This is a genomic window from Saccharopolyspora erythraea NRRL 2338, from assembly GCF_000062885.1.
GTDB classification, from domain to species: domain Bacteria; phylum Actinomycetota; class Actinomycetes; order Mycobacteriales; family Pseudonocardiaceae; genus Saccharopolyspora_D; species Saccharopolyspora_D erythraea.
Genome location: NC_009142.1, coordinates 7,205,063 through 7,225,816, shown reverse-complemented (window position 1 = coordinate 7,225,816; position 20,754 = coordinate 7,205,063). Strand labels below are relative to the sequence as shown.

The 20,754-nt window shown below is 67.2% G+C and carries 14 protein-coding genes and 3 rRNA genes; 11 read left to right on the top strand and 6 right to left on the bottom strand.

The window, feature by feature from the left end; genetic code table 11:
• Window positions 1–196: 196 nt before the first annotated feature.
• The 3 genes from SACE_RS35805 to secA all read left to right on the top strand — a co-directional run bounded on the left by SACE_RS35805 (window position 197) and on the right by secA (window position 5,166).
• On the top strand, window positions 197–1,090 hold the full coding sequence (locus tag SACE_RS35805; protein WP_011875043.1) for a ComF family protein: 894 nt from the start codon (window positions 197–199) through the stop codon (window positions 1,088–1,090).
• Window positions 1,091–1,440: 350 nt separating this feature from the next.
• Complete coding sequence (hpf, locus tag SACE_RS30985) at window positions 1,441–2,136, top strand: ribosome hibernation-promoting factor, HPF/YfiA family (protein WP_009950958.1); 696 nt, start codon at window positions 1,441–1,443, stop codon at window positions 2,134–2,136.
• A 168-nt stretch (window positions 2,137–2,304) separates the two neighbouring features.
• The gene (gene secA / locus SACE_RS30980; RefSeq protein ID WP_009950960.1) at window positions 2,305–5,166 is read left to right on the top strand and encodes a preprotein translocase subunit SecA; all 2,862 of its coding nucleotides are present in this window, start codon (window positions 2,305–2,307) and stop codon (window positions 5,164–5,166) included.
• Window positions 5,167–5,168: 2 nt separating this feature from the next.
• On the opposite strand, the gene SACE_RS30975 is transcribed toward secA, so the two are convergent.
• The gene (locus SACE_RS30975) at window positions 5,169–5,519 is read right to left on the bottom strand and encodes an Rv3235 family protein (protein ID WP_009950961.1); all 351 of its coding nucleotides are present in this window, start codon (window positions 5,517–5,519) and stop codon (window positions 5,169–5,171) included.
• 688 nt (window positions 5,520–6,207) lie between these two features.
• Here SACE_RS30975 and SACE_RS30970 point away from each other — a divergent pair.
• From SACE_RS30970 to rrf, 3 genes are all read left to right on the top strand, one after another.
• Window positions 6,208–7,730, top strand: a 16S ribosomal RNA gene (locus SACE_RS30970).
• A 237-nt stretch (window positions 7,731–7,967) separates the two neighbouring features.
• Window positions 7,968–11,042 (top strand): 23S ribosomal RNA (locus SACE_RS30965).
• Window positions 11,043–11,169: 127 nt separating this feature from the next.
• Window positions 11,170–11,286, top strand: a 5S ribosomal RNA gene (rrf, locus tag SACE_RS30960).
• The 16S, 23S and 5S rRNA genes sit together here, the layout of an rRNA operon.
• A 297-nt stretch (window positions 11,287–11,583) precedes the next feature.
• On the opposite strand, the gene SACE_RS30955 is transcribed toward rrf, so the two are convergent.
• Window positions 11,584–12,345 (bottom strand): TrmH family RNA methyltransferase, encoded by a 762-nt coding sequence (locus SACE_RS30955; protein ID WP_009949666.1) that lies wholly within the window; start codon window positions 12,343–12,345, stop codon window positions 11,584–11,586.
• 68 nt (window positions 12,346–12,413) lie between these two features.
• On the opposite strand from SACE_RS30955, the gene SACE_RS30950 reads away from it, so the two are divergent.
• Both SACE_RS30950 and SACE_RS30945 read left to right on the top strand, forming a co-directional pair.
• The gene (locus SACE_RS30950; protein ID WP_009949667.1) at window positions 12,414–13,850 is read left to right on the top strand and encodes a WS/DGAT/MGAT family O-acyltransferase; all 1,437 of its coding nucleotides are present in this window, start codon (window positions 12,414–12,416) and stop codon (window positions 13,848–13,850) included.
• Window positions 13,847–14,350: a DUF6912 family protein gene (locus SACE_RS30945; protein ID WP_009949669.1), complete on the top strand. Its 504-nt coding sequence runs from the start codon at window positions 13,847–13,849 to the stop codon at window positions 14,348–14,350. Before SACE_RS30950 ends, SACE_RS30945 begins: the two co-directional genes overlap by 4 nt.
• Window positions 14,351–14,690: 340 nt before the next feature.
• On the opposite strand, the gene SACE_RS30940 is transcribed toward SACE_RS30945, so the two are convergent.
• The 3 genes from SACE_RS30940 to aroA form a co-directional block, all read right to left on the bottom strand.
• A complete protein-coding gene (locus SACE_RS30940; RefSeq protein ID WP_009949670.1) occupies window positions 14,691–15,479 on the bottom strand; it encodes a hypothetical protein in 789 nt (262 codons plus the stop codon).
• A 72-nt stretch (window positions 15,480–15,551) separates the two neighbouring features.
• On the bottom strand, window positions 15,552–16,559 hold the full coding sequence (gene rsgA / locus SACE_RS30935; protein WP_011875040.1) for a ribosome small subunit-dependent GTPase A: 1,008 nt from the start codon (window positions 16,557–16,559) through the stop codon (window positions 15,552–15,554).
• Window positions 16,559–17,827, bottom strand: a complete 1,269-nt coding sequence (gene aroA / locus SACE_RS30930; RefSeq protein ID WP_009949673.1) for a 3-phosphoshikimate 1-carboxyvinyltransferase — start codon at window positions 17,825–17,827, stop codon at window positions 16,559–16,561. Before aroA ends, rsgA begins: the two co-directional genes overlap by 1 nt.
• Window positions 17,828–17,936: 109 nt before the next feature.
• On the opposite strand from aroA, the gene SACE_RS30925 reads away from it, so the two are divergent.
• Genes SACE_RS30925 through SACE_RS30915 form a run of 3 tightly spaced genes read left to right on the top strand, consistent with a single transcriptional unit; the run spans window position 17,937 to window position 20,029 of the window.
• Entirely contained in the window at window positions 17,937–18,695 is a 759-nt protein-coding gene (locus tag SACE_RS30925) for an SOS response-associated peptidase (RefSeq protein ID WP_009949674.1), read from the top strand.
• A gap of 15 nt (window positions 18,696–18,710) precedes the next feature.
• A complete protein-coding gene (locus SACE_RS30920) occupies window positions 18,711–19,421 on the top strand; it encodes an SOS response-associated peptidase (RefSeq protein ID WP_009949676.1) in 711 nt (236 codons plus the stop codon).
• On the top strand, window positions 19,418–20,029 hold the full coding sequence (locus SACE_RS30915) for an alpha/beta hydrolase family protein (protein WP_009949677.1): 612 nt from the start codon (window positions 19,418–19,420) through the stop codon (window positions 20,027–20,029). The genes SACE_RS30920 and SACE_RS30915 overlap by 4 nt, the downstream gene beginning before the upstream one ends.
• Window positions 20,030–20,141: 112 nt before the next feature.
• On the opposite strand, the gene ybaK is transcribed toward SACE_RS30915, so the two are convergent.
• Window positions 20,142–20,618: a Cys-tRNA(Pro) deacylase gene (gene ybaK, locus SACE_RS30910; RefSeq protein WP_009949678.1), complete on the bottom strand. Its 477-nt coding sequence runs from the start codon at window positions 20,616–20,618 to the stop codon at window positions 20,142–20,144.
• Window positions 20,619–20,754 lie beyond the last annotated feature (136 nt).

Here is a 20,754-nt window from a genome sequence, read left to right as displayed (position 1 = left end):
GGAAGTCCCTGTGGCCGAAGGTTTCTCGAGCACTTCCACCTCGACCCATGCCGGGCAGGGGCGCTCACCCGTCGACGGTGGGGGACGCGACTCACCCCGCCGCCGGTGAGCGTCGGTGAGCGTCCCCGACACGCGTCCATGAGCGCCCCCGACACACGTCGGTGAGTCCGATCGCGATTCCGGCCATGCTCACCGGATGCCCACTCGACTCCGCGACGCGCTCTCCAGCCTCGTCGACCTGCTCTTCCCCCTGCACTGCGCGGGCTGCCGCCGCAGAGGTGCCTCCCTGTGCGGCGAATGCGCCCGAGACCTCGGAGGTCTCCACCGTCAGCGACGGCTCCTGCTGCCTCCCGCGCCACCGGCGTACGCGCTGGGCGGCTACCGCGGCAGCGCACGCCGGGCGGTGCTCGCCTACAAGGAGGCCGGGCAGCGGCACCTCGCCGCACCCTTCGGCGAGCGGCTGGCCACCGGGCTGCGCGGGATCGCCGCCCTACATGGTTGGCAGCCCGCGCACTGCCTGCTCGTCCCGGCGCCATCCCGCCCGATCGCATCGCGCAGGAGGGGCGGCGCCCACATGACGAGAGTCGCCATGCGCATGGCCGAAGCGATGGCCGAACCCACCCGCGCGCCGCTCGTCTCCGCACCACTCGAAGCACAGCCATCCCGCGACCATCAACTCGTACACAAACAACCCAAAGCCCACTTACGCAACGCCGAGTCATCCGATGACCGCTGGTCCGCGGAGGTCGTCGACTGCCTGGTGCTGCGCCCTGGTGTCCGGGACTCCGCGGGGCTCGACTCCGCCGAACGGGTCCGCAACCTGACCGGCGGTGTGCTGGTCCGAACCGGTCGAATTGCGCCCGAAACCCTCCGGCGCCGCGGTGACGGCGTCCGGACGGTGCTCGTCGACGACGTCATGACCTCCGGAGCGACCGCCGCGAGCTGCCTGCGTGCGCTGGATTCGTCCGGTATGGCCGTCGATGCCGTGCTCACGCTCACCGCCACAGCCGGCTGGGACGAACGTGTGGTGGACCCGGCACCCGGAGGGGCCAGGAACTCACGCCGCTCCGCACTCGTTCCCCGGGTGTGAGCTGGCCGAACGCGACCGGTACGAGCGCTCGCGCGGCGCAACGCCGTGAGTGGGCCGAACGGGTGAAACTTGCTGCGGGCGTCGCCCGATCGGTTTGTATCCCGCGCGCGTGGACCAGTGCTTCCAACGGTTGCGGCAATCACGCTCAGTGGCCGCTTGACTTCGCCCAACTCGGGGGGTGTCACAAATCGGTAAAGAGAGCTAACGTGCCACCAATCAGCCGTACCCGGGCTGCGGGAAGGAGTGCGAAGCCCATGTCCCTGGCGCCGGAAGTGAGCTGACATCACCTCTCCCGGCGCTGTCGTGACCGTCGCTTACGGGCGCACGAAATTCGGAAACGGAGGTCGTGAATGGACATCGTCGTCAAGGGTCGCAACGTCGAGGTGCCGGACCACTACCGGCAGCACGTCGACGAGAAGCTGACTCGGCTTGAGCGGTACAGCAAGAAGACCATCCGGGCGGATGTGGAGCTCTTCCACGAACGCAACCCGCGGCAGGCGAAGACCTGCCAGCGCGTCGAGATCACCCTCAAGGGCAAGGGCACACCGGTGCGCGCCGAAGCCGCCGCAGGTGATTTCTACGCCGCTCTCGACGCCGCGACGACCAAGCTCGAAGGGCGCCTCCGCCGGATGTGCGACCGCAGGAAGGTGCACTACGGCCAGCACAACCCGACTTCCGTGGCGCAGGCGACGGCCGCGATGGCCGACCGGACGGTGGTGACCGGCACTTCAGGCGGGCGGACAGCCCTCCTCGAAGCCCCTGAGGAAGAGCAGGAGGAGCAGGAGGAGAGCGCCGAATACACCACCGCCGAGGTGCCGGAGCAGCGCTGGAGCTCCGACAACGGCTACGAGCCGGGACGGATCGTCCGGGAGAAGGAGCACACGGCCGAGCCCATGACGGTCGACCAGGCGCTCTACCAGATGGAGCTCGTCGGTCACGACTTCTACCTCTTCTCCGACGCCGACAGCGGTCGCGCCAGCGTGGTGTACCGCCGGAAGGGATTCGACTACGGAGTGATCAGGCTCGCCGAGTCCCCCACCGGGTGACGGGCGAGTCTGCGCCAACGACGACCCCTTGAGCTGTCCCCCGCGTACCGTGGTTCGCGGGGGACAGCGTCGTTCGCAGGGACGTCGAGGTTCTCCGACCAGCTCTAATACGATGACCGCAAAGCGTCCGTGACGGACGCGTCACGATCAGCTAGTGAGGTCGACCGGATGGTCCTGTCCCGACTGCTCCGCGCCGGTGAGGGCAAGTTGCTCAAGCGCCTGCGCAGGATCGCGGCGCACATCAACGAGCTTGAAGATGACGTGCTCGCGCTGTCAGATGCCGAGCTGCGGGCCAAGACCGACGAGTTCAAACGTCGGCACACCGACGGCGAGTCCCTCGACGAGTTGCTGCCGGAGGCGTTCGCGGTCGCCCGCGAGGGCGCGCGGCGCACGCTCGGCCAGCGCCACTTCGACGTCCAGCTGATGGGCGGGGCAGCCCTGCACCTCGGTCAGATCGCCGAGATGAAGACCGGTGAGGGCAAGACGCTGACCTGCGTGCTGCCCGCCTACCTCAACGCGATCGCCGGCCGGGGCGTGCACGTGGTCACGGTCAACGACTACCTGGCCAAGCGCGACGCCGACTGGATGGGCCGGGTGCACCGCTTCCTCGGCCTCGAGGTCGGCGCCATCATGGCCGACATGACGCCGGAGCAGCGGCGCCACGCCTACGCGGCCGACATCACCTACGGCACCAACAACGAGTTCGGGTTCGACTACCTCCGCGACAACATGGCGTGGAGCCTGGCCGACTGCGTGCAGCGCGGCCACTTCTTCTCCATCGTCGACGAGGTCGACTCCATCCTGATCGACGAGGCCCGCACACCGCTGATCATCTCCGGTCCGGCCGACCAGTCCTCGCGGTGGTACCAGGAGTTCGCCCGGCTTGCCCCGATGCTGAAGAAGGACCAGCACTACGAGGTCGACGAGCGCAAGCGCACGGTCGGTGTGACCGAGGACGGCGTCACGATCATCGAGGACCAGCTCGGCATCGAGAACCTCTACGAGGCGGCCAACACCCCGCTGGTCGGCTACCTCAACAACGCGCTGAAGGCCAAGGAGCTCTACAAGCGCGACAAGGACTACATCGTCCGCAACGGCGAGGTCGTCATCGTCGACGAGTTCACCGGCCGCATCCTGCACGGCCGCCGCTACAACGAGGGCATGCACCAGGCGATCGAGGCCAAGGAAGGCGTCGAGATCAAGGCCGAGAACCAGACGCTGGCCACGATCACGCTGCAGAACTACTTCCGCCTCTACGAGAAGCTCGCCGGCATGACCGGTACCGCCGAGACCGAGGCCGCCGAGTTCAACGGCACCTACAAGCTCGGCGTGGTGCCGATCCCGACCAACCGCCCGATGGCCAGGGCCGACCAGCCCGACCTGGTCTACAAGAGCGAGGTCGCCAAGTTCGAGGCGGTCGCCGAGGACATCGAGGAGAAGCACCGCAAGGGCCAGCCGGTCCTGGTCGGCACGACCAGCGTCGAGCGCTCCGAGTACCTGGCGAAGCTGCTGGTGAAGAAGGGCGTTCCGCACAACGTGCTGAACGCCAAGTACCACCAGTCGGAGGCGGCGATCATCGCCGAGGCCGGCCGCAAGGGCGCCGTCACGGTCGCCACCAACATGGCCGGCCGCGGTACCGACATCGTGCTCGGCGGCAACGTCGACCACCTCGCCGACGCCGAGCTGCGCAAGCGCGGCCTGGACCCGGTCGACAACCGCGAGGAGTACGAGGCCCAGTGGCCCGCGGTGGTCGAGAAGATCAAGGAGCAGGTCGAGGCCGAGGCCGAGGAGGTCCGGGAGCTCGGCGGCCTGTACGTGCTCGGCACCGAGCGGCACGAGTCCCGGCGCATCGACAACCAGCTCCGCGGCCGCTCCGGCCGTCAGGGCGACCCCGGTGAGTCCCGGTTCTACCTCTCGCTCGGCGACGAGCTCATGCGCCGCTTCAACGCCGCGATGGTCGAGACGGTCATGACCCGCCTGAAGGTGCCCGACGACGTGCCGATCGAGCACAAGATGGTCACCCGCGCGATCCGCAGCGCTCAGACCCAGGTCGAGCAGCAGAACATGGAGATCCGCAAGAACGTCCTCAAGTACGACGAGGTCATGAACCAGCAGCGCAGCGTCATCTACGACGAGCGCCGCCGCGTGCTGGAAGGCGAGGACCTGCAGGAGCAGGTCAGGCACATGATCCGCGACGTCGTCACCGAGTACGTCAACGCGGCGACCGCCGACGGCTACGCCGAGGACTGGGACTTCGAGAAGCTGTGGTCGGCGCTCAAGACGCTGTACCCGGTCTCGGTCAGCTGGGAGGCCCTGGTCGACAGCGACGAGGACCTGAGCAAGGAGCGGCTGCTCGAAGAGGTGCTCGCCGATGCCGAGGCCGCCTACGCCAAGCGCGAGGCCGAGGTGGACGGCAAGGTCGGCCCGGGGGCGATGCGGGAGCTGGAGCGTCGGGTCGTGCTCAGCGTGCTCGACCGCAAGTGGCGCGAGCACCTCTACGAGATGGACTACCTCAAGGAGGGCATCGGTCTGCGGGCCATGGCCCAGCGCGACCCGCTGGTGGAGTACCGGCGGGAGGGCTTCGACATGTTCCACGCGATGCTCGACGCGCTGAAGGAGGAGTCGGTCGGCTTCCTGTTCAACGTGCAGGTCGAGGCCGCCGAGCCGGAGCCCGCGCCCGAGCAGCCTTCCGTGCCGGTGTCGGTCAGCCGGTCCGCGGAGCCGACCCCCGACCTGCAGGCGGCCGCGGAGGCCGCCGCGGCGCAGTCGCAGGTCAGGCGCGCGAAGCCGACGTCGGCGGGCCCGGCGCTCAGCCAGCTTCCCGGCAGCACCACGCAGGCCCCGTCCGCGCTGCGCGGCAAGGGCCTCGACGCCCCGGAGAAGCAGCGGCTGAACTACTCCGGCCCGACGGAGCAGGGTGGCGTCCAGACCACCAGCGAGTCCGCCGGTGAGCAGGGCAACGGCACGAGCACCCGGCGCGAGCGCCGCGCCGCGGCGCGGGCCGAGGCCAAGAAGAACAAGCGCCGCTGAGCTCAAAGCAGGGACAGCACGGTGCACACCCACCGTGCTTCCTCCTGCTCGAGTCGCATCACCAGGGCCCGGACCCGGCTGGTGGTTCCGACGATCAGGCAAGCCTCGACCGTGTGGTCATCGGTCAGGCTCGCGTGAACGGAACGCAGCCGGTAGTCCGGGCCTTCTGCGTACCACCGGGGCAGGAGCGCCAGGAGCAGCGCAGCGACCGGACTCGACAGATGCCGGCGCAGCTGCGGCACGGATCTCCGCCCCGCGAGGACGTCGAGGATCTGCTCGCCGGCGGAGCGGGCGAGCGCGCACGCGGTCCTCTCGGTCACCTCGGCTCCGGCAGGAGCCAGGACTGCGGTCATGGAACCTCCCCTGGTTCTGTTGATCTCCCGCATTACTGAGAGACGACGACCCCGGATCCGGTCACCTTCGAGCCGACATTGACCGGAACGTGTGACCGCCGGTCATCGTGGCCCAATCAGTCACCACAACCGCATTCGTGCCTTCTGACCTGGTGTTTTGTTGTTAGAGGGGGGTGGTGTTCAGGGGGTGTTCAGGGTGCTGTAGATTTTCTCTTGTCAGCGCGGAACGGGCCGGACGGAGAAACGGACCGGGCACTGACGGGGGTTGCGAACCAAGCTCCTGCCTTCGGGTGGTAGAGTGGGCGGCCTTGAAACACGAATGAGCTTTGATAGCTTGACTGGTGTTGACAACTCAAATGCAGTGCTCGTTCGGTGAGCGCGGTGGGAAACGGGAAAGGCCGACCCCCCTGAAATCGCCGAAAATCGGGTCTGCTAGTGTGGTGGACACAAGCGAGAGGAAATGCTCCCCGGAGCTTCGCGGCCTGAAAATGGGGTCGGGGTGATGGTGTGGGTGTGTTCTTTGAGAACTCAACAGCGTGCCGATGATTTAGGTTAGTGTAGATTGTATGCCCCTGGATCTCGTGAACGGCCTTGATGGTTGTTTGTGGGGTTTGGTGGTTTCTTTGAGTATGGCGCTCCGGCCCTGTGGGGTTGTTTGAGTGTCTGCTGGGATTGTTTTCGACAGTCATTGTTGGAGAGTTTGATCCTGGCTCAGGACGAACGCTGGCGGCGTGCTTAACACATGCAAGTCGAACGCTGAAGCATCTTCGGGTGTGGATGAGTGGCGAACGGGTGAGTAACACGTGGGTAATCTGCCCTGTACTCTGGGATAAGCCCGGGAAACTGGGTCTAATACCGGATAGGACACATGGCCGCATGGTCTGTGTGTGGAAAGTTCCGGCGGTGCAGGATGAGCCCGCGGCCTATCAGCTTGTTGGTGGGGTGATGGCCTACCAAGGCGACGACGGGTAGCCGGCCTGAGAGGGTGACCGGCCACACTGGGACTGAGACACGGCCCAGACTCCTACGGGAGGCAGCAGTGGGGAATCTTGCGCAATGGGCGAAAGCCTGACGCAGCAACGCCGCGTGGGGGATGACGGCCTTCGGGTTGTAAACCTCTTTCGACATCGACGAAGCCTTCGGGTGACGGTAGGTGTAGAAGAAGCACCGGCTAACTACGTGCCAGCAGCCGCGGTAATACGTAGGGTGCGAGCGTTGTCCGGATTTATTGGGCGTAAAGAGCTCGTAGGCGGTTTGTCGCGTCGTTCGTGAAAACTGGAGGCTTAACCTTCAGCTTGCGGTCGATACGGGCAGACTTGAGTTCGGTAGGGGAGACTGGAATTCCTGGTGTAGCGGTGAAATGCGCAGATATCAGGAGGAACACCGGTGGCGAAGGCGGGTCTCTGGGCCGATACTGACGCTGAGGAGCGAAAGCGTGGGGAGCGAACAGGATTAGATACCCTGGTAGTCCACGCCGTAAACGTTGGGCGCTAGGTGTGGGGACTGTTTCCACGGTTCCTGTGCCGTAGCTAACGCATTAAGCGCCCCGCCTGGGGAGTACGGCCGCAAGGCTAAAACTCAAAGGAATTGACGGGGGCCCGCACAAGCGGCGGAGCATGTGGATTAATTCGATGCAACGCGAAGAACCTTACCTGGGTTTGACATGCACTAGACTGCCTCAGAGATGGGGTTTCCCTTGTGGTTGGTGTACAGGTGGTGCATGGCTGTCGTCAGCTCGTGTCGTGAGATGTTGGGTTAAGTCCCGCAACGAGCGCAACCCTTGTCCTGTGTTGCCAGCACGTAATGGTGGGGACTCGCGGGAGACTGCCGGGGTCAACTCGGAGGAAGGTGGGGATGACGTCAAGTCATCATGCCCCTTATGTCCAGGGCTTCACACATGCTACAATGGCCGGTACAGAGGGTTGCGATGCCGTGAGGTGGAGCGAATCCCTTAAAGCTGGTCTCAGTTCGGATCGGGGTCTGCAACTCGACCCCGTGAAGTCGGAGTCGCTAGTAATCGCAGATCAGCATTGCTGCGGTGAATACGTTCCCGGGCCTTGTACACACCGCCCGTCACGTCATGAAAGTCGGTAACACCCGAAGCCCATGGCCCAACCCTTTGGGGGGGAGTGGTCGAAGGTGGGACTGGCGATTGGGACGAAGTCGTAACAAGGTAGCCGTACCGGAAGGTGCGGCTGGATCACCTCCTTTCTAAGGAGCAGCATCACGTCCATCGACAGTTGTCTGTTGGTGGGGTGTCCATGGTGGGCAAGGCGAGTGTTCTTGCGCTGTGGGTGCTCGGAGGATTAGTGGAAACGCTGACCGTTGGTCTTGTTGTTCAAGGCTTGAAGATCGTTTGGCACGTTGTTGGGTCCTGAGGGAACACACTGTGTGTGGGCTCGTCTGGTTGTTGTTTGAGAACTGTATAGTGGATGCGAGCATCTTTGTGGCCAAGTTTGAAAGGGCACATGGTGGATGCCTTGGCACCAGGAGCCGATGAAGGACGTGGGAGGCTGCGATATGCCTCGGGGAGTTGTCAACCGAGCTGTGATCCGAGGATGTCCGAATGGGGAAACCCAGCCCGAGTGATGTCGGGTTACCAGCATCTGAATGTATAGGGTGTTGGGGGGAACGCGGGGAAGTGAAACATCTTAGTACCCGTAGGAAGAGAAAACACTGGTGATTCCGTGAGTAGTGGCGAGCGAAAGCGGAGGAGGCTAAACCGTGCATGTGGGATACCTGGCAGGGGTTGCGTGTGCGGTGTTGTGGGGCGCTGCTGGAGGAGGCTGCTGACTCTTCAGCGTGTGTGTGTTGGTTAGTTGAACAGGTTGGGATGCCTGGCCGGAGTGGGTGAGAGTCCCGTAGGCGAAAACCGATATGCCGCGTGTGGTGGTGTTCCCGAGTAGCAGCGTTTCCGTGGAGGGCGCTGTGAATCTGGCGGGACCACTCGCTAAGCCTAAATACTTCCTGGTGACCGATAGCGGATAGTACCGTGAGGGAATGGTGAAAAGTACCCCGGGAGGGGAGTGAAAGAGTTCCTGAAACCGTGTGCCTACAATCCGTCAGAGCCTTTGGGTGATGGCGTGCCTTTTGAAGAATGAGCCTGCGAGTTGCTGCTGCGTGGCGAGGTTAACCCGTGTGTGGGGTAGTCGGAGCGAAAGCGAGTCTGAAGAGGGCGTTTGAGTCGCGTGGTGCAGACCCGAAGCGGGGTGATCTACCCATGGCCAGGGTGAAGCGCGGGTAAGACCGTGTGGAGGCCCGAACCCACCAGGGTTGAAAACCTGGGGGATGAGTTGTGGGTAGGGGTGAAAGGCCAATCAAACTCCGTGATAGCTGGTTCTCCCCGAAATGCATTTAGGTGCAGCGTTGCGTGTTTCCCGGGTGGGGTAGAGCACTGGTTGGCTGATGGGCCCTATCAGGTTACTGACGTCAGCCAAACTCCGAATACGCCTTGGGTGAAGCGTGGCAGTGAGACGGCGGGGGAGAAGCTTCGTCGTCGAGAGGGAAACAGCCCAGAACACCGGCTAAGGCCCCTAAGTGTGTGCTTAGTGGGAAAGGATGTGGGATCGCTGAGACAACCAGGAGGTTGGCTTAGAAGCAGCCATCCTTGAAAGAGTGCGTAATAGCTCACTGGTCAAGTGGTCCTGCGCCGACAATGTAGCGGGGCTGAAGTACACCGCCGAAGCCGTGTCAATGCGATTGAGGTCGTGTTGGGTAGGGGAGCGTCCTGCATGCTGTGAAGTGCCGCCGTAAGGTTGGTGTGGAGTGTGTGGGAGTGAGAATGCAGGCATGAGTAGCGAGTGCAGAGTGAGAATCTCTGCCGCCGGATGACTAAGGGTTCCTGGGGCAGGTTCGTCCGCCCAGGGTGAGTCGGGGCCTAAGGCGAGGCCGACAGGCGTAGTCGATGGATAACGGGTTGATATTCCCGTACCCGTGCGCATGCGTCCATGGTGAAACGGTTGAGACTAACCATCCGCTGGCTGTGTGAGTCTTCGGACGAGCGTAGTTGGTGCATGGGACCTGATTCCGCGGTAGTCAAGTGATGGGGTGACGCAGGAGGGTAGCTCTGCCAGTGAGTGGTAGTACTGGTGTAAGCCTGTAGCCCGGTGTGTAGGTAAATCCGCGCACCATTGGGGTGAGGGGTGATGCGTAGCCGTGGTGGTGAAGTGAGTGATCCCATGCTGCCGAGAAAAGCCTCTAGCGAGTGTGTGCATGGCCCGTACCCGAAACCGACACAGGTGGTCAGGTAGAGTATACCGAGGCGGTCGGGTGAACTGTGGTTAAGGAATTCGGCAAAATGCCCCCGTAACTTCGGGAGAAGGGGGGCCACTGCTGGTGAACGCCCGTGCGGTGGGAGCTGGTGGTGGCCGCAGAGGCCAGGGAGAAGCGACTGTTTATTAAAAACACAGGTCCGTGCGAAGTCGTAAGACGATGTATACGGACTGACGCCTGCCCGGTGCTGGAACGTTAAGAGGACCCGTTAGCCTCCTTGTGGGGTGAAGCGGAGAATTTAAGCGCCAGTAAACGGCGGTGGTAACTATAACCATCCTAAGGTAGCGAAATTCCTTGTCGGGTAAGTTCCGACCTGCACGAATGGCGTAACGACTTCTCCGCTGTCTCGACCACAGGCCCGGTGAAATTGCAGTACGAGTAAAGATGCTCGTTTCGCGCGGCAGGACGGAAAGACCCCGGGACCTTTACTATAGCTTGGTATTGGTGTTTGGTTCGGCTTGTGTAGGATAGGTGGGAGACTGGGAAGCGCTCACGCTAGTGGGTGTGGAGTCGTTGTTGAAATACCACTCTGGTCGTTCTGGGCATCTCAACCTCGGGCCCTGATCGGGTTCAGGGACAGTGCCTGGTGGGTAGTTTAACTGGGGCGGTTGCCTCCTAAAGGGTAACGGAGGCGCCCAAAGGTTCCCTCAGCCTGGTTGGCAATCAGGTGTTGAGTGTAAGTGTATAAGGGAGCTTGACTGTGAGACTGACGGGTCGAGCAGGTGCGAAAGCAGGGACTAGTGATCCGGCACTGGCTGGTGGAAGCGGTGTCGCTCAACGGATAAAAGGTACCCCGGGGATAACAGGCTGATCTTGCCCAAGAGTCCATATCGACGGCATGGTTTGGCACCTCGATGTCGGCTCGTCGCATCCTGGGGCTGGAGTTGGTCCCAAGGGTTGGGCTGTTCGCCCATTAAAGCGGCACGCGAGCTGGGTTTAGAACGTCGTGAGACAGTTCGGTCCCTATCCGCCGCGCGCGTAGGAGACTTGCGGAAGGCTGTCCCTAGTACGAGAGGACCGGGACGGACGGACCTCTGGTGTGCCAGTTGTCCCGCCAGGGGCATGGCTGGTTGGCTATGTTCGGAAGGGATAACCGCTGAAAGCATCTAAGCGGGAAGCCTGTTCCTAGATGAGGTCTCCCTCCCCTTTGTGGGTTAAGGCCCCCAAGAGATGATTGGGTTGATAGGCTCGACATGGAAGTCCAGTAATGGATGGAGTGGACGGGTACTAATAGGCCGAGGACTTGTTCACAAAGATTGCTGCGCATCCACTATACGGTGTCTGAAACAACAACCAGGTTGGTTGTTGTGGCATCTAATTGAATGGTTTGTGATGGACCCTTGAGGTTTCCTGCCACGGTGGTGGTGGGGTGGGGTTTGTCGGTGGCGATAGCGGTGGGGAAACGCCCGGTCCCTTTCCGAACCCGGAAGCTAAGCCTGCCAGCGCCGATGGTACTGCACTCGACAGGGTGTGGGAGAGTAGGACACCGCCGACAATCAACTGATGATGGTGGGGTCACCCGACTTCGGGTGGCCCCACCATTCTGTTTTGGGGCTTGTGGCTGTGTGGTGGGGGAGGATTCACCTGGAACGGGTGGATCTTCCCCCTCTTTTGGTGTGTGTGTGAGCGTGTGTGGGGGTTGCCCGGGACGGGCGGCCCCCTTTTTTTTGTGTGTGCTGCACGGTGTGGTGGGGGGTGCCCAGGACACGCAGCCGCTTTTTGTTTTGGTGCGGGTGTTGGTGTGAGGGCTGCCCTGGGACGGGCAGCCCTTTTCTGTTTGTGCTCGGTTCAGCTATTTGCCGGTGCGGCGGAGGAGTTCGAAGCAGAGCACGGCGGCTGCGCTTGCGACGTTGAGGGATTCGACTCCGCCGCGCATGGGGATGGCCACGGACTGGGCGATGCGGGTCTGCACGTCCTCCGAGAGGCCGGCTGTTTCGCTGCCCAGTACGAACACCGCGCGGGAACCGAAGTCGGCTTCGTAGATGGATTCCTGAGCGCCGGCTTCCAGGGCGTAGAGCGGGTAGCCCGCCTCGGTCAGCAGCTCCGCGGCATGGCCGGCTGTCTGGGCGCGCAGCACTGGGGCGTGGAAGGCGACTCCGGCGGAGGCCTTGATGACCAGGGGGTCCAGGCTCGCGACTCCGCGGTGGGGGACGACGATGCCGTCGATGCCGGCCGCGGTGGCGGTCCGCAGGATCATCCCGACGTTGGCCGGGGTGGTGAGGCCGTCGAGGAGTAGGACGTTGCGCGGCGCGGTCGCCGGGTCCTCGAGGGCGTCGGCGAGCGGGCGCATCTTTCGGGCGACGACGTCGGCGAGCACGCCCTGGTCGTGCCTGCCGTTGCCGGCGAGCACCTTCACCCGGTGCGCGCTCGCGCGTTGCACGCGGACCGCGCGGTCTGCGGCGGCCTCCTTGATCTCGCTGATGACCGCTCCGCCAAGGCCCTCCGCGATGATCACCTTGTCCACGCGCAGGTCGTAGTCGCTCAGCGCTGCCAGCACCGGCTTCCGGCCGTAGACGGTGACGAATCGATCTTTGGGGGACACTTCGCTGGTCACCCGTCCAGTGTCACATGCCCGGCCCGGGAGCCCCCGCTGCCCGCCGTCGATGTGCCAATATCGCGGACATGCCGGATCGCCTCTCCGCCCTCGACGCGTCCTTCCTCTACCTCGAGGACTACACGACGCCGATGCACGTCGGCGGGGTGGCTGTGTTCCGGCGACCGCGCACGGGCTTCGACTACGACGGCGTGCTGGCCATGATCGAACGCCGGCTCGCGCTGGTCCCCCGCTACCGCCAGCGCGTCATGCAGGTGCCGGGCAAGCTGGCCCGCCCGGTGTGGGTGGACGACCAGGACTTCGACATCACCTACCACGTGCGGCGCTCCGCGCTGCCGAAACCGGGTACCGACGACCAGCTGCACGACCTGGCCGCGCGCCTGATGTCGCGCAAGCTCGACCACGCGCGCCCGCTCTGGGAGATCTACCTCGTCGAGGGCCTGTCGAAGAACCGGGTCGCGGTGATCACCAAGACCCACCAGGCGATGGTCGACGGCATCGGCGCGATCGACATCGGGCAGGTGATCCTCGACGTCTCGCGGACCCCGGAGGTGCCGGAGCGCGAGGAGCTGTGGATGCCGCAACCGCAGCCGACCCGCTCGCAGCTCGTGCTGGAAGCGGTCACCGACGCCGTGCAGAGCCCCGGCGAGGTGGTCGAGAACGTGCGGGCCGCCATGGTCGACGCGACGGCGACGGTGCAGAAGGTCGCGAGCACGCTCGGCGGCTTCGCGTCGGCGCTGCGGGCCGCGGTGGTGCCCGCGCCGGTGGGCCCGCTGAACGGGCCGACTTCGCGGCACCGCCGCTTCGCGGTCGCGCGCACCCGGCTCGAAGACCTCCGCCGCGTCCGCCGGGCGCACGGCGGCACCGTCAACGACGTGGTGCTGGCGGTCGTGACGGGCGCCCTGCGCAACTGGCTGCTGTCGCGTGGCGAGGTCGTGTCCTCCTCGACGACGCTGCGGGCGATGGTGCCGATGTCGGTGCGGGCGGACGACGCGGCGGCGAAGGAGACCTACCCCGACACCAGCAGTCTCCCGATCGGCTCGGTGGGCAACCGGGTGTCGGCGTACCTGGTGGACCTGCCGGTCGGCGAGGCGAACCCGATCGTGCGGCTGCACCACATCAGCCACGCGACGCGCGCGCACGCCGAGTCCGGGCAGTCGGTCACGGCCGGCGCGCTGGTGAAGCTGTCGGGCTTCGCGCCTCCGACGCTGCACGCGCTGGGCGCCCGGGTCGCCAACGGCTTCTCGGACCGGCTGTTCAACGTGCTGGTCACGAACGTTCCCGGTCCGCAGGTGCCGCTGTACACCGCGGGGGCGAAGATGATGGAGATGTTCCCGGTGGTCCCGCTGGCCAAGAACCAGTCGCTGTCGATCGGCGTGACCTCCTACGACGGCGGGGTGTACTTCGGCCTCAACGCGGACCGGGACGCGATGTCCGACGTGGACGTGCTGGCGGCGATGATCGGGGAAGCAGTGGACGAGATGATCGGGACGGTCGACGCATGAGGGTTTATCTGCCCGCCACGCTGCGGATGTTGCGGCAACTGGTCGAGGACAAGCAACTCCAGCCGCTCAGCGGGACGGCGTTCGCGCTGACGCCCGCGTTGCGCGAGTCCTACGCGAGCGGCGACACGGAGGAGCTGGAGTACGCGGCGATGCGCGAGGCGTCGCGAGCGTCGCTGCGGCTCATCGCGAGTGAGCAGAGCGAAGGTGAGAAGACGGAGTCACGCCGCGTGGTGGTCTCCGCCGACGTGGAGGACGTGACGCTGCGACCGGACCTGGACCACGCTGTGGTGCGCCTGTCCGGCCCGGTGCCGTGGAAGAAGGTCGCCGCGGTGCACGTCGACTCGGCGGATGCCGAGGAGGCGGTGCGCAACGCGGTCGAGGTGATCGACGCGGCCGACCTCGGCGACCCGGACGCGGACTTCACGCTCGGGGAGGCCGAGGACCACGAGCTCGCCTGGTACGCGCCGCAGGAGGTGCCCTTCCTGCTGGAGCTGATGTGAGCTGACCGCTGGAGGCGGGCGGCTGTGCGTCGGGCAACTGCCCTTCCGCACGTGCCGCGTCACTGAACCCGTAGCGGGCAGGCGAGGACACCGAGGCGCGACGGTGGCCGGCCTGTCGGCGCGGGGACGGCGGGACGGCGTCCCATCGAGCGTGGGACGACTGCGCGGGGAAGGCGCCGCCGGGGGCGGAAATAGGACGTCTGAGCAGGGGGAGCTGCCGCCGGGCGCGACGACTTGCGCAGGGAGCTGCCGCCGGGCGCAGAAACGGCTGAGCTGATGCGCCTTCGCCTGGGGCCAGCCTTCGTACGGCCGAACGCTCGGCCGGCTTGCCGCGTTCCGCTCAGCCCGGTGGGCGTTCCGTCTGCGGAGGCGGGCCCTCCGGGAAGGCGCCGACGAGGTTGTCGGGCGGAGCCTGGATGTTGGTGGGCGTGCCCCAGTCGCGGTAGGTCGAGGTCAGGGACACGCGACCGGCCTGGGCGACGTTGTGGGTCGCGCTGAAGCGGGCGGGCAGGCCGGCCTCGTCGACCCACAGCTGGTAGCCGCGCTCGCCGCCCGGTGCGACGACGCGCAGGTCGTAGCGGGTGACCGGCTTGCCGTCGACCTGGTCCGGGCCGCTGGACTGGATGCGGGTCGCCTGCTCGACGTCGGCGAAGGCCGCCCGCGGGTCGACGGCCTCGCGCAGCTGTCCCACCGCCGGGCTGAGCAGCTTCGAGGCGAAGTCGGAGCCGCCCGGCACGATTCGCAGCCACGGCCGGTCCGGCTGCGGCCGGGTCATCGGCGAGTTGAGGTAGCCGACACCGTCGACGACCACGACCTCGACGCGCTGCTTCGGCTGGTTCCGCGGCTGGTTGTGTCCCGTCAGCGACAGGTCGGCGAGCGGCTTGCGGTAGTTCACCGAGTTTTCGGCCGTCAGCTCACCCAGGAGACCGAGATCGCCGGTGACGGTGCCGCGCACGCTGCCGTGTTCGCCGATGCGCTGGTTGAGCGCGTCGATCAGCGGCGCCGCGGCGGGCCGCGGGTCAGGACGGGCGATGGCACCGGGGGCCGGTCGCGGCGGCGGTGCGCTGCAGGCTGCGGCGAGCAGGACGAGACCAGCGGACACGGCGACGGCGATCCCGGCTCGTGGCATCGGCGAGCTCCTGGGGCGGGAGGTGGCGGGGCCTCCTCCACGCTAACAACGGTGCGGCGGCGCCACAGGATCTCAGGATTCGTCCAGACCGGCGCGGGAGCGCAGCAATCTGCGCAGCGACGCCAGCTGTTCCTTGTTCCCGCTGCCCTCGGCGAAGTCGTCGAGGTGGCAGTCGGGATCGTCGGACCCGCCCAGATGTCCGCAGTTCGGCGGGCATTCCTCGGCCGCCTCGGCGAAACCCTCGAACACCGCGATCACGTCGTCGGGTGTGACGTGGGCGAGTCCGAACGAGCGGATGCCGGGGGTGTCGACCACCCAACCTTCGCCCGGAAGTGGTAGCGCCACCGCCGATGTCGAGGTGTGCCTGCCCTTGCCGACTCCGCTGACCTCACCGGTGGCGCGGTCGGCGTCGGGCACCAGCCGATTGACCAAAGTGGACTTGCCGACGCCGGAGTGGCCGACCAGCGCCGAGACCCGCTGCTCCAGCCGGTCGCGCAGCTCGGTGGGTTCGGCGTCCATCCGGGTGACGATGACGGGCAGCTCCAGCGACGAGTACGCCTCGATCCACTCGTCGGGCGATGCGAGGTCGGACTTGGTTAGGCACAGCACCGGGGTGAGTCCGCCCGCGTAGGCGGCGACGAGGCAGCGGTCGATGAAGCCCGGGCGCGGCGGCGGGTCGGCCAGCGAGCAGACGATGATCAACTGCTCGGCGTTGGCGACCACGATCCGCTCGTAGGGGTCGGTGTCGTCGGCGGTGCGGCGCAGGACGCTGCCGCGGTCGCTGACCCGGACGATGCGGGCGAGCGTGTCGGGTTTGCCGGAGGTGTCGCCGACCAGGCCGACCAGGTCGCCGACGACCACCGGCGTGCGGCCGAGCTCGCGGGCCCGCATCGCCACCACCAGGCGCTTCGGGTCACCGTCCAGCGCGCACGTCCAGCGGCCCCGGTCGACGGCGACGACCATCGCCTCCTCGGCGTCGGCGTGGTCCGGACGCCGCTTGCTGCGCGGCCGGCTGCCCCGGCGTCCGGGGCGCACCCGGACGTCGGACTCGTCGAGCTCCCGCCAGCCGCGCCGGGCCATCAGTCCACCGCCCCGAGCATCGACGACCACATCCCCGGGAAGTCGGGGATCGTCTTGCGCGTGGTGGCGATGTCTTCGACCAGGACGCCGGGGACCAGCAACCCGAGGATCGCGCCCGCGGTCGCCATCCGGTGGTCGGCGTAGGAGTGCCAGTTGCCGCCGGTCAGCGGCCGGGGCTCGATGAGCAGGCCGTCGTCGGTCTGCTCGACGTCCCCGCCGAGGCCACTGAGCTCGCGCTGGAGCGCGGCGAGCCGGTCGGTCTCGTGCCCGCGCAGGTGCGCGACGCCGCGCAGGCGCGAGCGGCCGGACGCGAAGGCGGCCAGCGCGGCGACGGTCGGGGTGAGCTCACCGACGTCGTGCAGGTCGATGTCCAGCGGTGCCAGCTCCGCGGGGCCGGTGACGGTGAGCCCGTCCGGGCCCAGCTCCACGGTCGCGCCCATCCGGGCGAGGATGTCGCGGATCGCGTCGCCCGCCTGGTCGGTGCGCTCGGGCCAGCCCGGCACGGTCACGGTGCCGCCGGTGACCGCGGCCGCGGCCAGGAACGGTGTCGCGTTCGACAGGTCGGGCTCGACGTCGAGGTCCAGCGCGCGGATCGGGCCGGGGGCGACGTGCCAGACGTCTCGCTTGCTGTCGTCGACCTCCACGCCGGCGGCGCGCAGCATCGACACCGTCATGTCGATGTGCGGCAGCGAGGGGACGGGCTCGCCCGTGTGGGTCACGGTGACGCCCTGCTCGAAGCGGGGCGCGGACAGCAGCAGGCCGGAGACGAACTGCGACGACGCGGAGGCGTCGATGGTGACCGCGCCCCCGGCGAGCTTGCCGGTGCCTTGGAGCTCGAACGGCAGCGAGTCGCCGCTGATGTCGGCGCCCAGCGCGCGCAGCGCGTTCAGCACCGCGTCCAGCGGCCGCTCCCGCGCCCTGGGGTCGCCGTCGAAGGTGATGCGGCCCTCGGCGAGCGCGGCGACCGGAGGCAGGAACCGCATCACGGTGCCCGCCAGCCCGCAGTCGACCTCGGCCGGGCCGCGCAGCGGGCCCGGGGCGACCTGCCAGGAGCCTTCCGGCCCGTCCTGGAGATCGGCGCCCAGCGCACGCAGCGCCGTGGCCATCAGCTCGGTGTCGCGGCTGCGCAGCGGCCCGCGCAGGGTGGACGGTCCTTCGGCGAGCGCGGCCAGTACCAGCGCGCGGTTGGTGATCGACTTCGAGCCGGGTACGGGAACGGTCGCGCGGACTGCGCCGGATGCCGCTGGAGCAGGCCAGAACTGGGTCATACCGATATGATCCCCCACCTGGACCCCAGGTCGCCGGGGACGGGGTCGCCCGTGTCGGTGGGTGCTGTCACGATGATGTCCCACGGCCCGAAACAGGAGGTCCCCAGGCATGTGCGGCAGGTACGCCTCCACGAAGGATCCCGCGAAGCTGGCAGCGGAGTTCGCCGCGGTCGACGCGACCGGCGACGCCGCGCCGGGGGCCGACTACAACGTCGCGCCGACCAAGAGCGTGTTCAGCGTCGTCGCACGTCACCCGCGTGACGAGGCCGGTGAGCGCGACGAGTCGCGCACCGAGCGCAGTATCCGGCTGATGCGCTGGGGGCTGGTGCCGAGCTGGGCCAAGAGCATCTCGGTCGGGAACCGCATGATCAACGCCAAGTCCGAGACCGTCACCAGCAAGCCCGCGTTCCGCAGCCCGATCAAGCGCCAGCGCTGCCTGGTGCCCGCCGACGGCTGGTACGAGTGGAAGCGCGACGGGAAGGTCAAGCAGCCGTACTTCATGACCCCCCAGGACGGGTCGAGCCTGGCCATGGCCGGGATCTGGTCGACCTGGCGCGACCCGGAGGCGGGCCCCGACGCGCCACCGCTGGTGAGCTGCTCGGTGCTGACCACCGACGCCGTGGGGCAGCTCACCGACATCCACGAGCGGATGCCGCTGCTGCTGGCGCCGACGGTGTGGGAGCGCTGGCTGGACCCGGACAACGCCGACGTCGGCGAGCTGCTCGGGCCGCCGCCGCGCGACCTGGTGGACGAGCTGGAGCTGCGCCCGGTGTCGACCGCGGTGAACAACGTCCGCAACAACGGCGCCGAGCTGCTTGAGCGCGTCGACCCGGACCCCGCCCCGGTAGGTTTGGACCATGATGGTTAGCCCGGGTGAGCGCTGATGTGCGGCAGGTACGCCCAACGGCAGGACCCGGCCGCGCTGGCCGGTGAGTTCGAGGCGGTCGACCGCACTGAGGGTTCGGTGGGGCCGGACTACAACGTCACGCCGACCAAGACCGTCCCGATCGTCGTCGAGCGCGGCGGCGAGCGCAGCGTGCGCCCGGTGCGGTGGGGTCTGGTGCCCACCTGGGCCAAGGACACCACCAGCGGCCCGCCGATGATCAACGCGCGAGCGGAGTCGATCACCACCAAGCCCGCCTACGCCGAGTCGGCGGCGCGCCGGCGGTGCCTGCTGCCCGCGACCGGCTGGTACGAGTGGCAGCCCGGCGACAAGCAGCGCCAGCCCTACCTGTGCCGGCGCGGTGACGGGGCGAGCATGGCGCTGGCCGCGGTGTTCTCGGCGTGGTGGCCGCCCAGCGGCGACCCGCTGGTCACGTGCGCGGTCGTCACCACCGACGCGGTCGGCGAGCTCGCCGACATCCACCACCGCATGCCGCTGGTGCTGCCCCGCTCGGCGTGGGCGGACTGGCTGGATCCGCAGCGCACGGAGGTCCCGGAGCTGCTGAGCCCGCAGCCCGGGGTGCTCGACGAGCTCGTGCTGCACCCGGTGTCGACGGAGGTGAACAGCATCCGCAACAACCGTCCGGAGCTGCTGGAACGGGCCGAGCCCGTGCCGGAGCCCGCTGAGCAGGCAGCGTTGTTCGAGTCATGACCAAGGTCGAGGTGGACACTCCGCACGGCCCCGCACGGGCCGAGCTGCACTGCGCCGAGGAAGGCCGGGCGGCGCTGCTGCTCGGCCACGGGGCGGGCGGTGGTATCTCCGCGCCCGACCTGGTGGCGGTCACGCGTGCCGCGACCGCGGCCGACGTGCACGTGGCGCTGGTCGAGCAGCCTTACCGGGTGGCAGGCCGCCGGGCGCCGGCCCCGGCCAAGCAGCTCGACGCCGCGTGGCTGGCGGTGGCCGAGGACCTGGGCGAACGGTGGTTCGCCGACCTGCCGCTGATCTTCGGCGGCCGGTCGTCGGGGGCGCGGGTCGCGTGCCGGACGGCGGAGGCGGGGGAGGCGTCGGCCGTGCTGTGCCTGGCGTTCCCGCTGCACCCGCCGGGCAAGCCCGAGAAGAGCAGGCTCGCCGAGCTCGACGGCGTCGAGAGCCCGGTGCTGGTGGTGCAGGGCGAGCGCGACTCCTTCGGCCAGCCCGAGCCGTCGCACAACCGCGAGGTGGTGCTGGTGCCCGGCGACCACTCGCTCAAGGCCGACACCGACTCCGTCTTCCGCGCCGCCCAGGAGTGGCTCGGGCGCATCCTGCGCCTGGTCGAGTAGCGCTCCCGGGACGTGGGAAAAGGTGTGGCGATCAGTGCGGCGTTGCGTGCAGGATCGTCGCGTGTTCAACGCGGGCCAGGCCGCCACCCCCGCGGGCGTGCGGGCGCCTGCCTCAGGCGGCGATGCCGGCTACCTGGGCGTCGAGCAGGCGCACCAGGTCGCCGGGGGCGAGCTCGATCTCCAGGCCGCGCCGCCCGGCGCTGCAGTAGATGGTGTCGAAGTTCTTCGCCGAGCTGTCGACGACCACCGGCAGCCGCTTCTTCTGCCCCAGCGGCGAGATGCCGCCCGCGACGTAGCCGGTGGCCCGCTCCGCGGCGGCCATCTCGGCCATCTTCGCCTTCTTCCCGCCGCAGGCGGCGGCCAGTGCCTTCAGGTCGAGCTGCCCGGTGACGGGCACCACTCCCACGGCCAGCCGCCCGTCGACCTCGGCGACCAGGGTCTTGAAGACCCGCTCCGGTGCCAGTCCGAGCGCCTCGGCGGCTTCCAGCCCGTAGGACTCCGCGCGCGGGTCGTGCTCGTAAGCGTGCACGTGATGCGGAACACGCTGCTTGACCAGCAGCGCGGTAGCCGGGGTGCCCTTGCCTGCCATGGGATCAACTCTAGAGCCGCCCGCGACCGGATTTCGCGGTGCGGCCGCGTGACCGGAGGCACCCGTGGAGCGGAATAACCGCCGGGCCGGGGCGCGTTGGATCGGGCGTGCCAATGGAGCAGACGAACACTTGCGT

Coding starts and splice junctions, on each gene's coding strand:
- SACE_RS35805 (WP_011875043.1), top strand. CDS start 197: ATGCCCACTCGACTCCGCGACGCGCTCTCCAGCCTCGTCGACCTGCTC.
- SACE_RS30945 (WP_009949669.1), top strand. CDS start 13,847: ATGAGGGTTTATCTGCCCGCCACGCTGCGGATGTTGCGGCAACTGGTC.
- SACE_RS30940 (WP_009949670.1), bottom strand. CDS start 15,479: ATGCCACGAGCCGGGATCGCCGTCGCCGTGTCCGCTGGTCTCGTCCTG.
- secA (WP_009950960.1), top strand. CDS start 2,305: ATGGTCCTGTCCCGACTGCTCCGCGCCGGTGAGGGCAAGTTGCTCAAG.
- SACE_RS30925 (WP_009949674.1), top strand. CDS start 17,937: ATGTGCGGCAGGTACGCCTCCACGAAGGATCCCGCGAAGCTGGCAGCG.
- ybaK (WP_009949678.1), bottom strand. CDS start 20,618: ATGGCAGGCAAGGGCACCCCGGCTACCGCGCTGCTGGTCAAGCAGCGT.
- SACE_RS30950 (WP_009949667.1), top strand. CDS start 12,414: ATGCCGGATCGCCTCTCCGCCCTCGACGCGTCCTTCCTCTACCTCGAG.
- rsgA (WP_011875040.1), bottom strand. CDS start 16,559: ATGGCCCGGCGCGGCTGGCGGGAGCTCGACGAGTCCGACGTCCGGGTG.
- SACE_RS30920 (WP_009949676.1), top strand. CDS start 18,711: ATGTGCGGCAGGTACGCCCAACGGCAGGACCCGGCCGCGCTGGCCGGT.
- SACE_RS30915 (WP_009949677.1), top strand. CDS start 19,418: ATGACCAAGGTCGAGGTGGACACTCCGCACGGCCCCGCACGGGCCGAG.
- SACE_RS30975 (WP_009950961.1), bottom strand. CDS start 5,519: ATGACCGCAGTCCTGGCTCCTGCCGGAGCCGAGGTGACCGAGAGGACC.
- aroA (WP_009949673.1), bottom strand. CDS start 17,827: ATGACCCAGTTCTGGCCTGCTCCAGCGGCATCCGGCGCAGTCCGCGCG.
- hpf (WP_009950958.1), top strand. CDS start 1,441: ATGGACATCGTCGTCAAGGGTCGCAACGTCGAGGTGCCGGACCACTAC.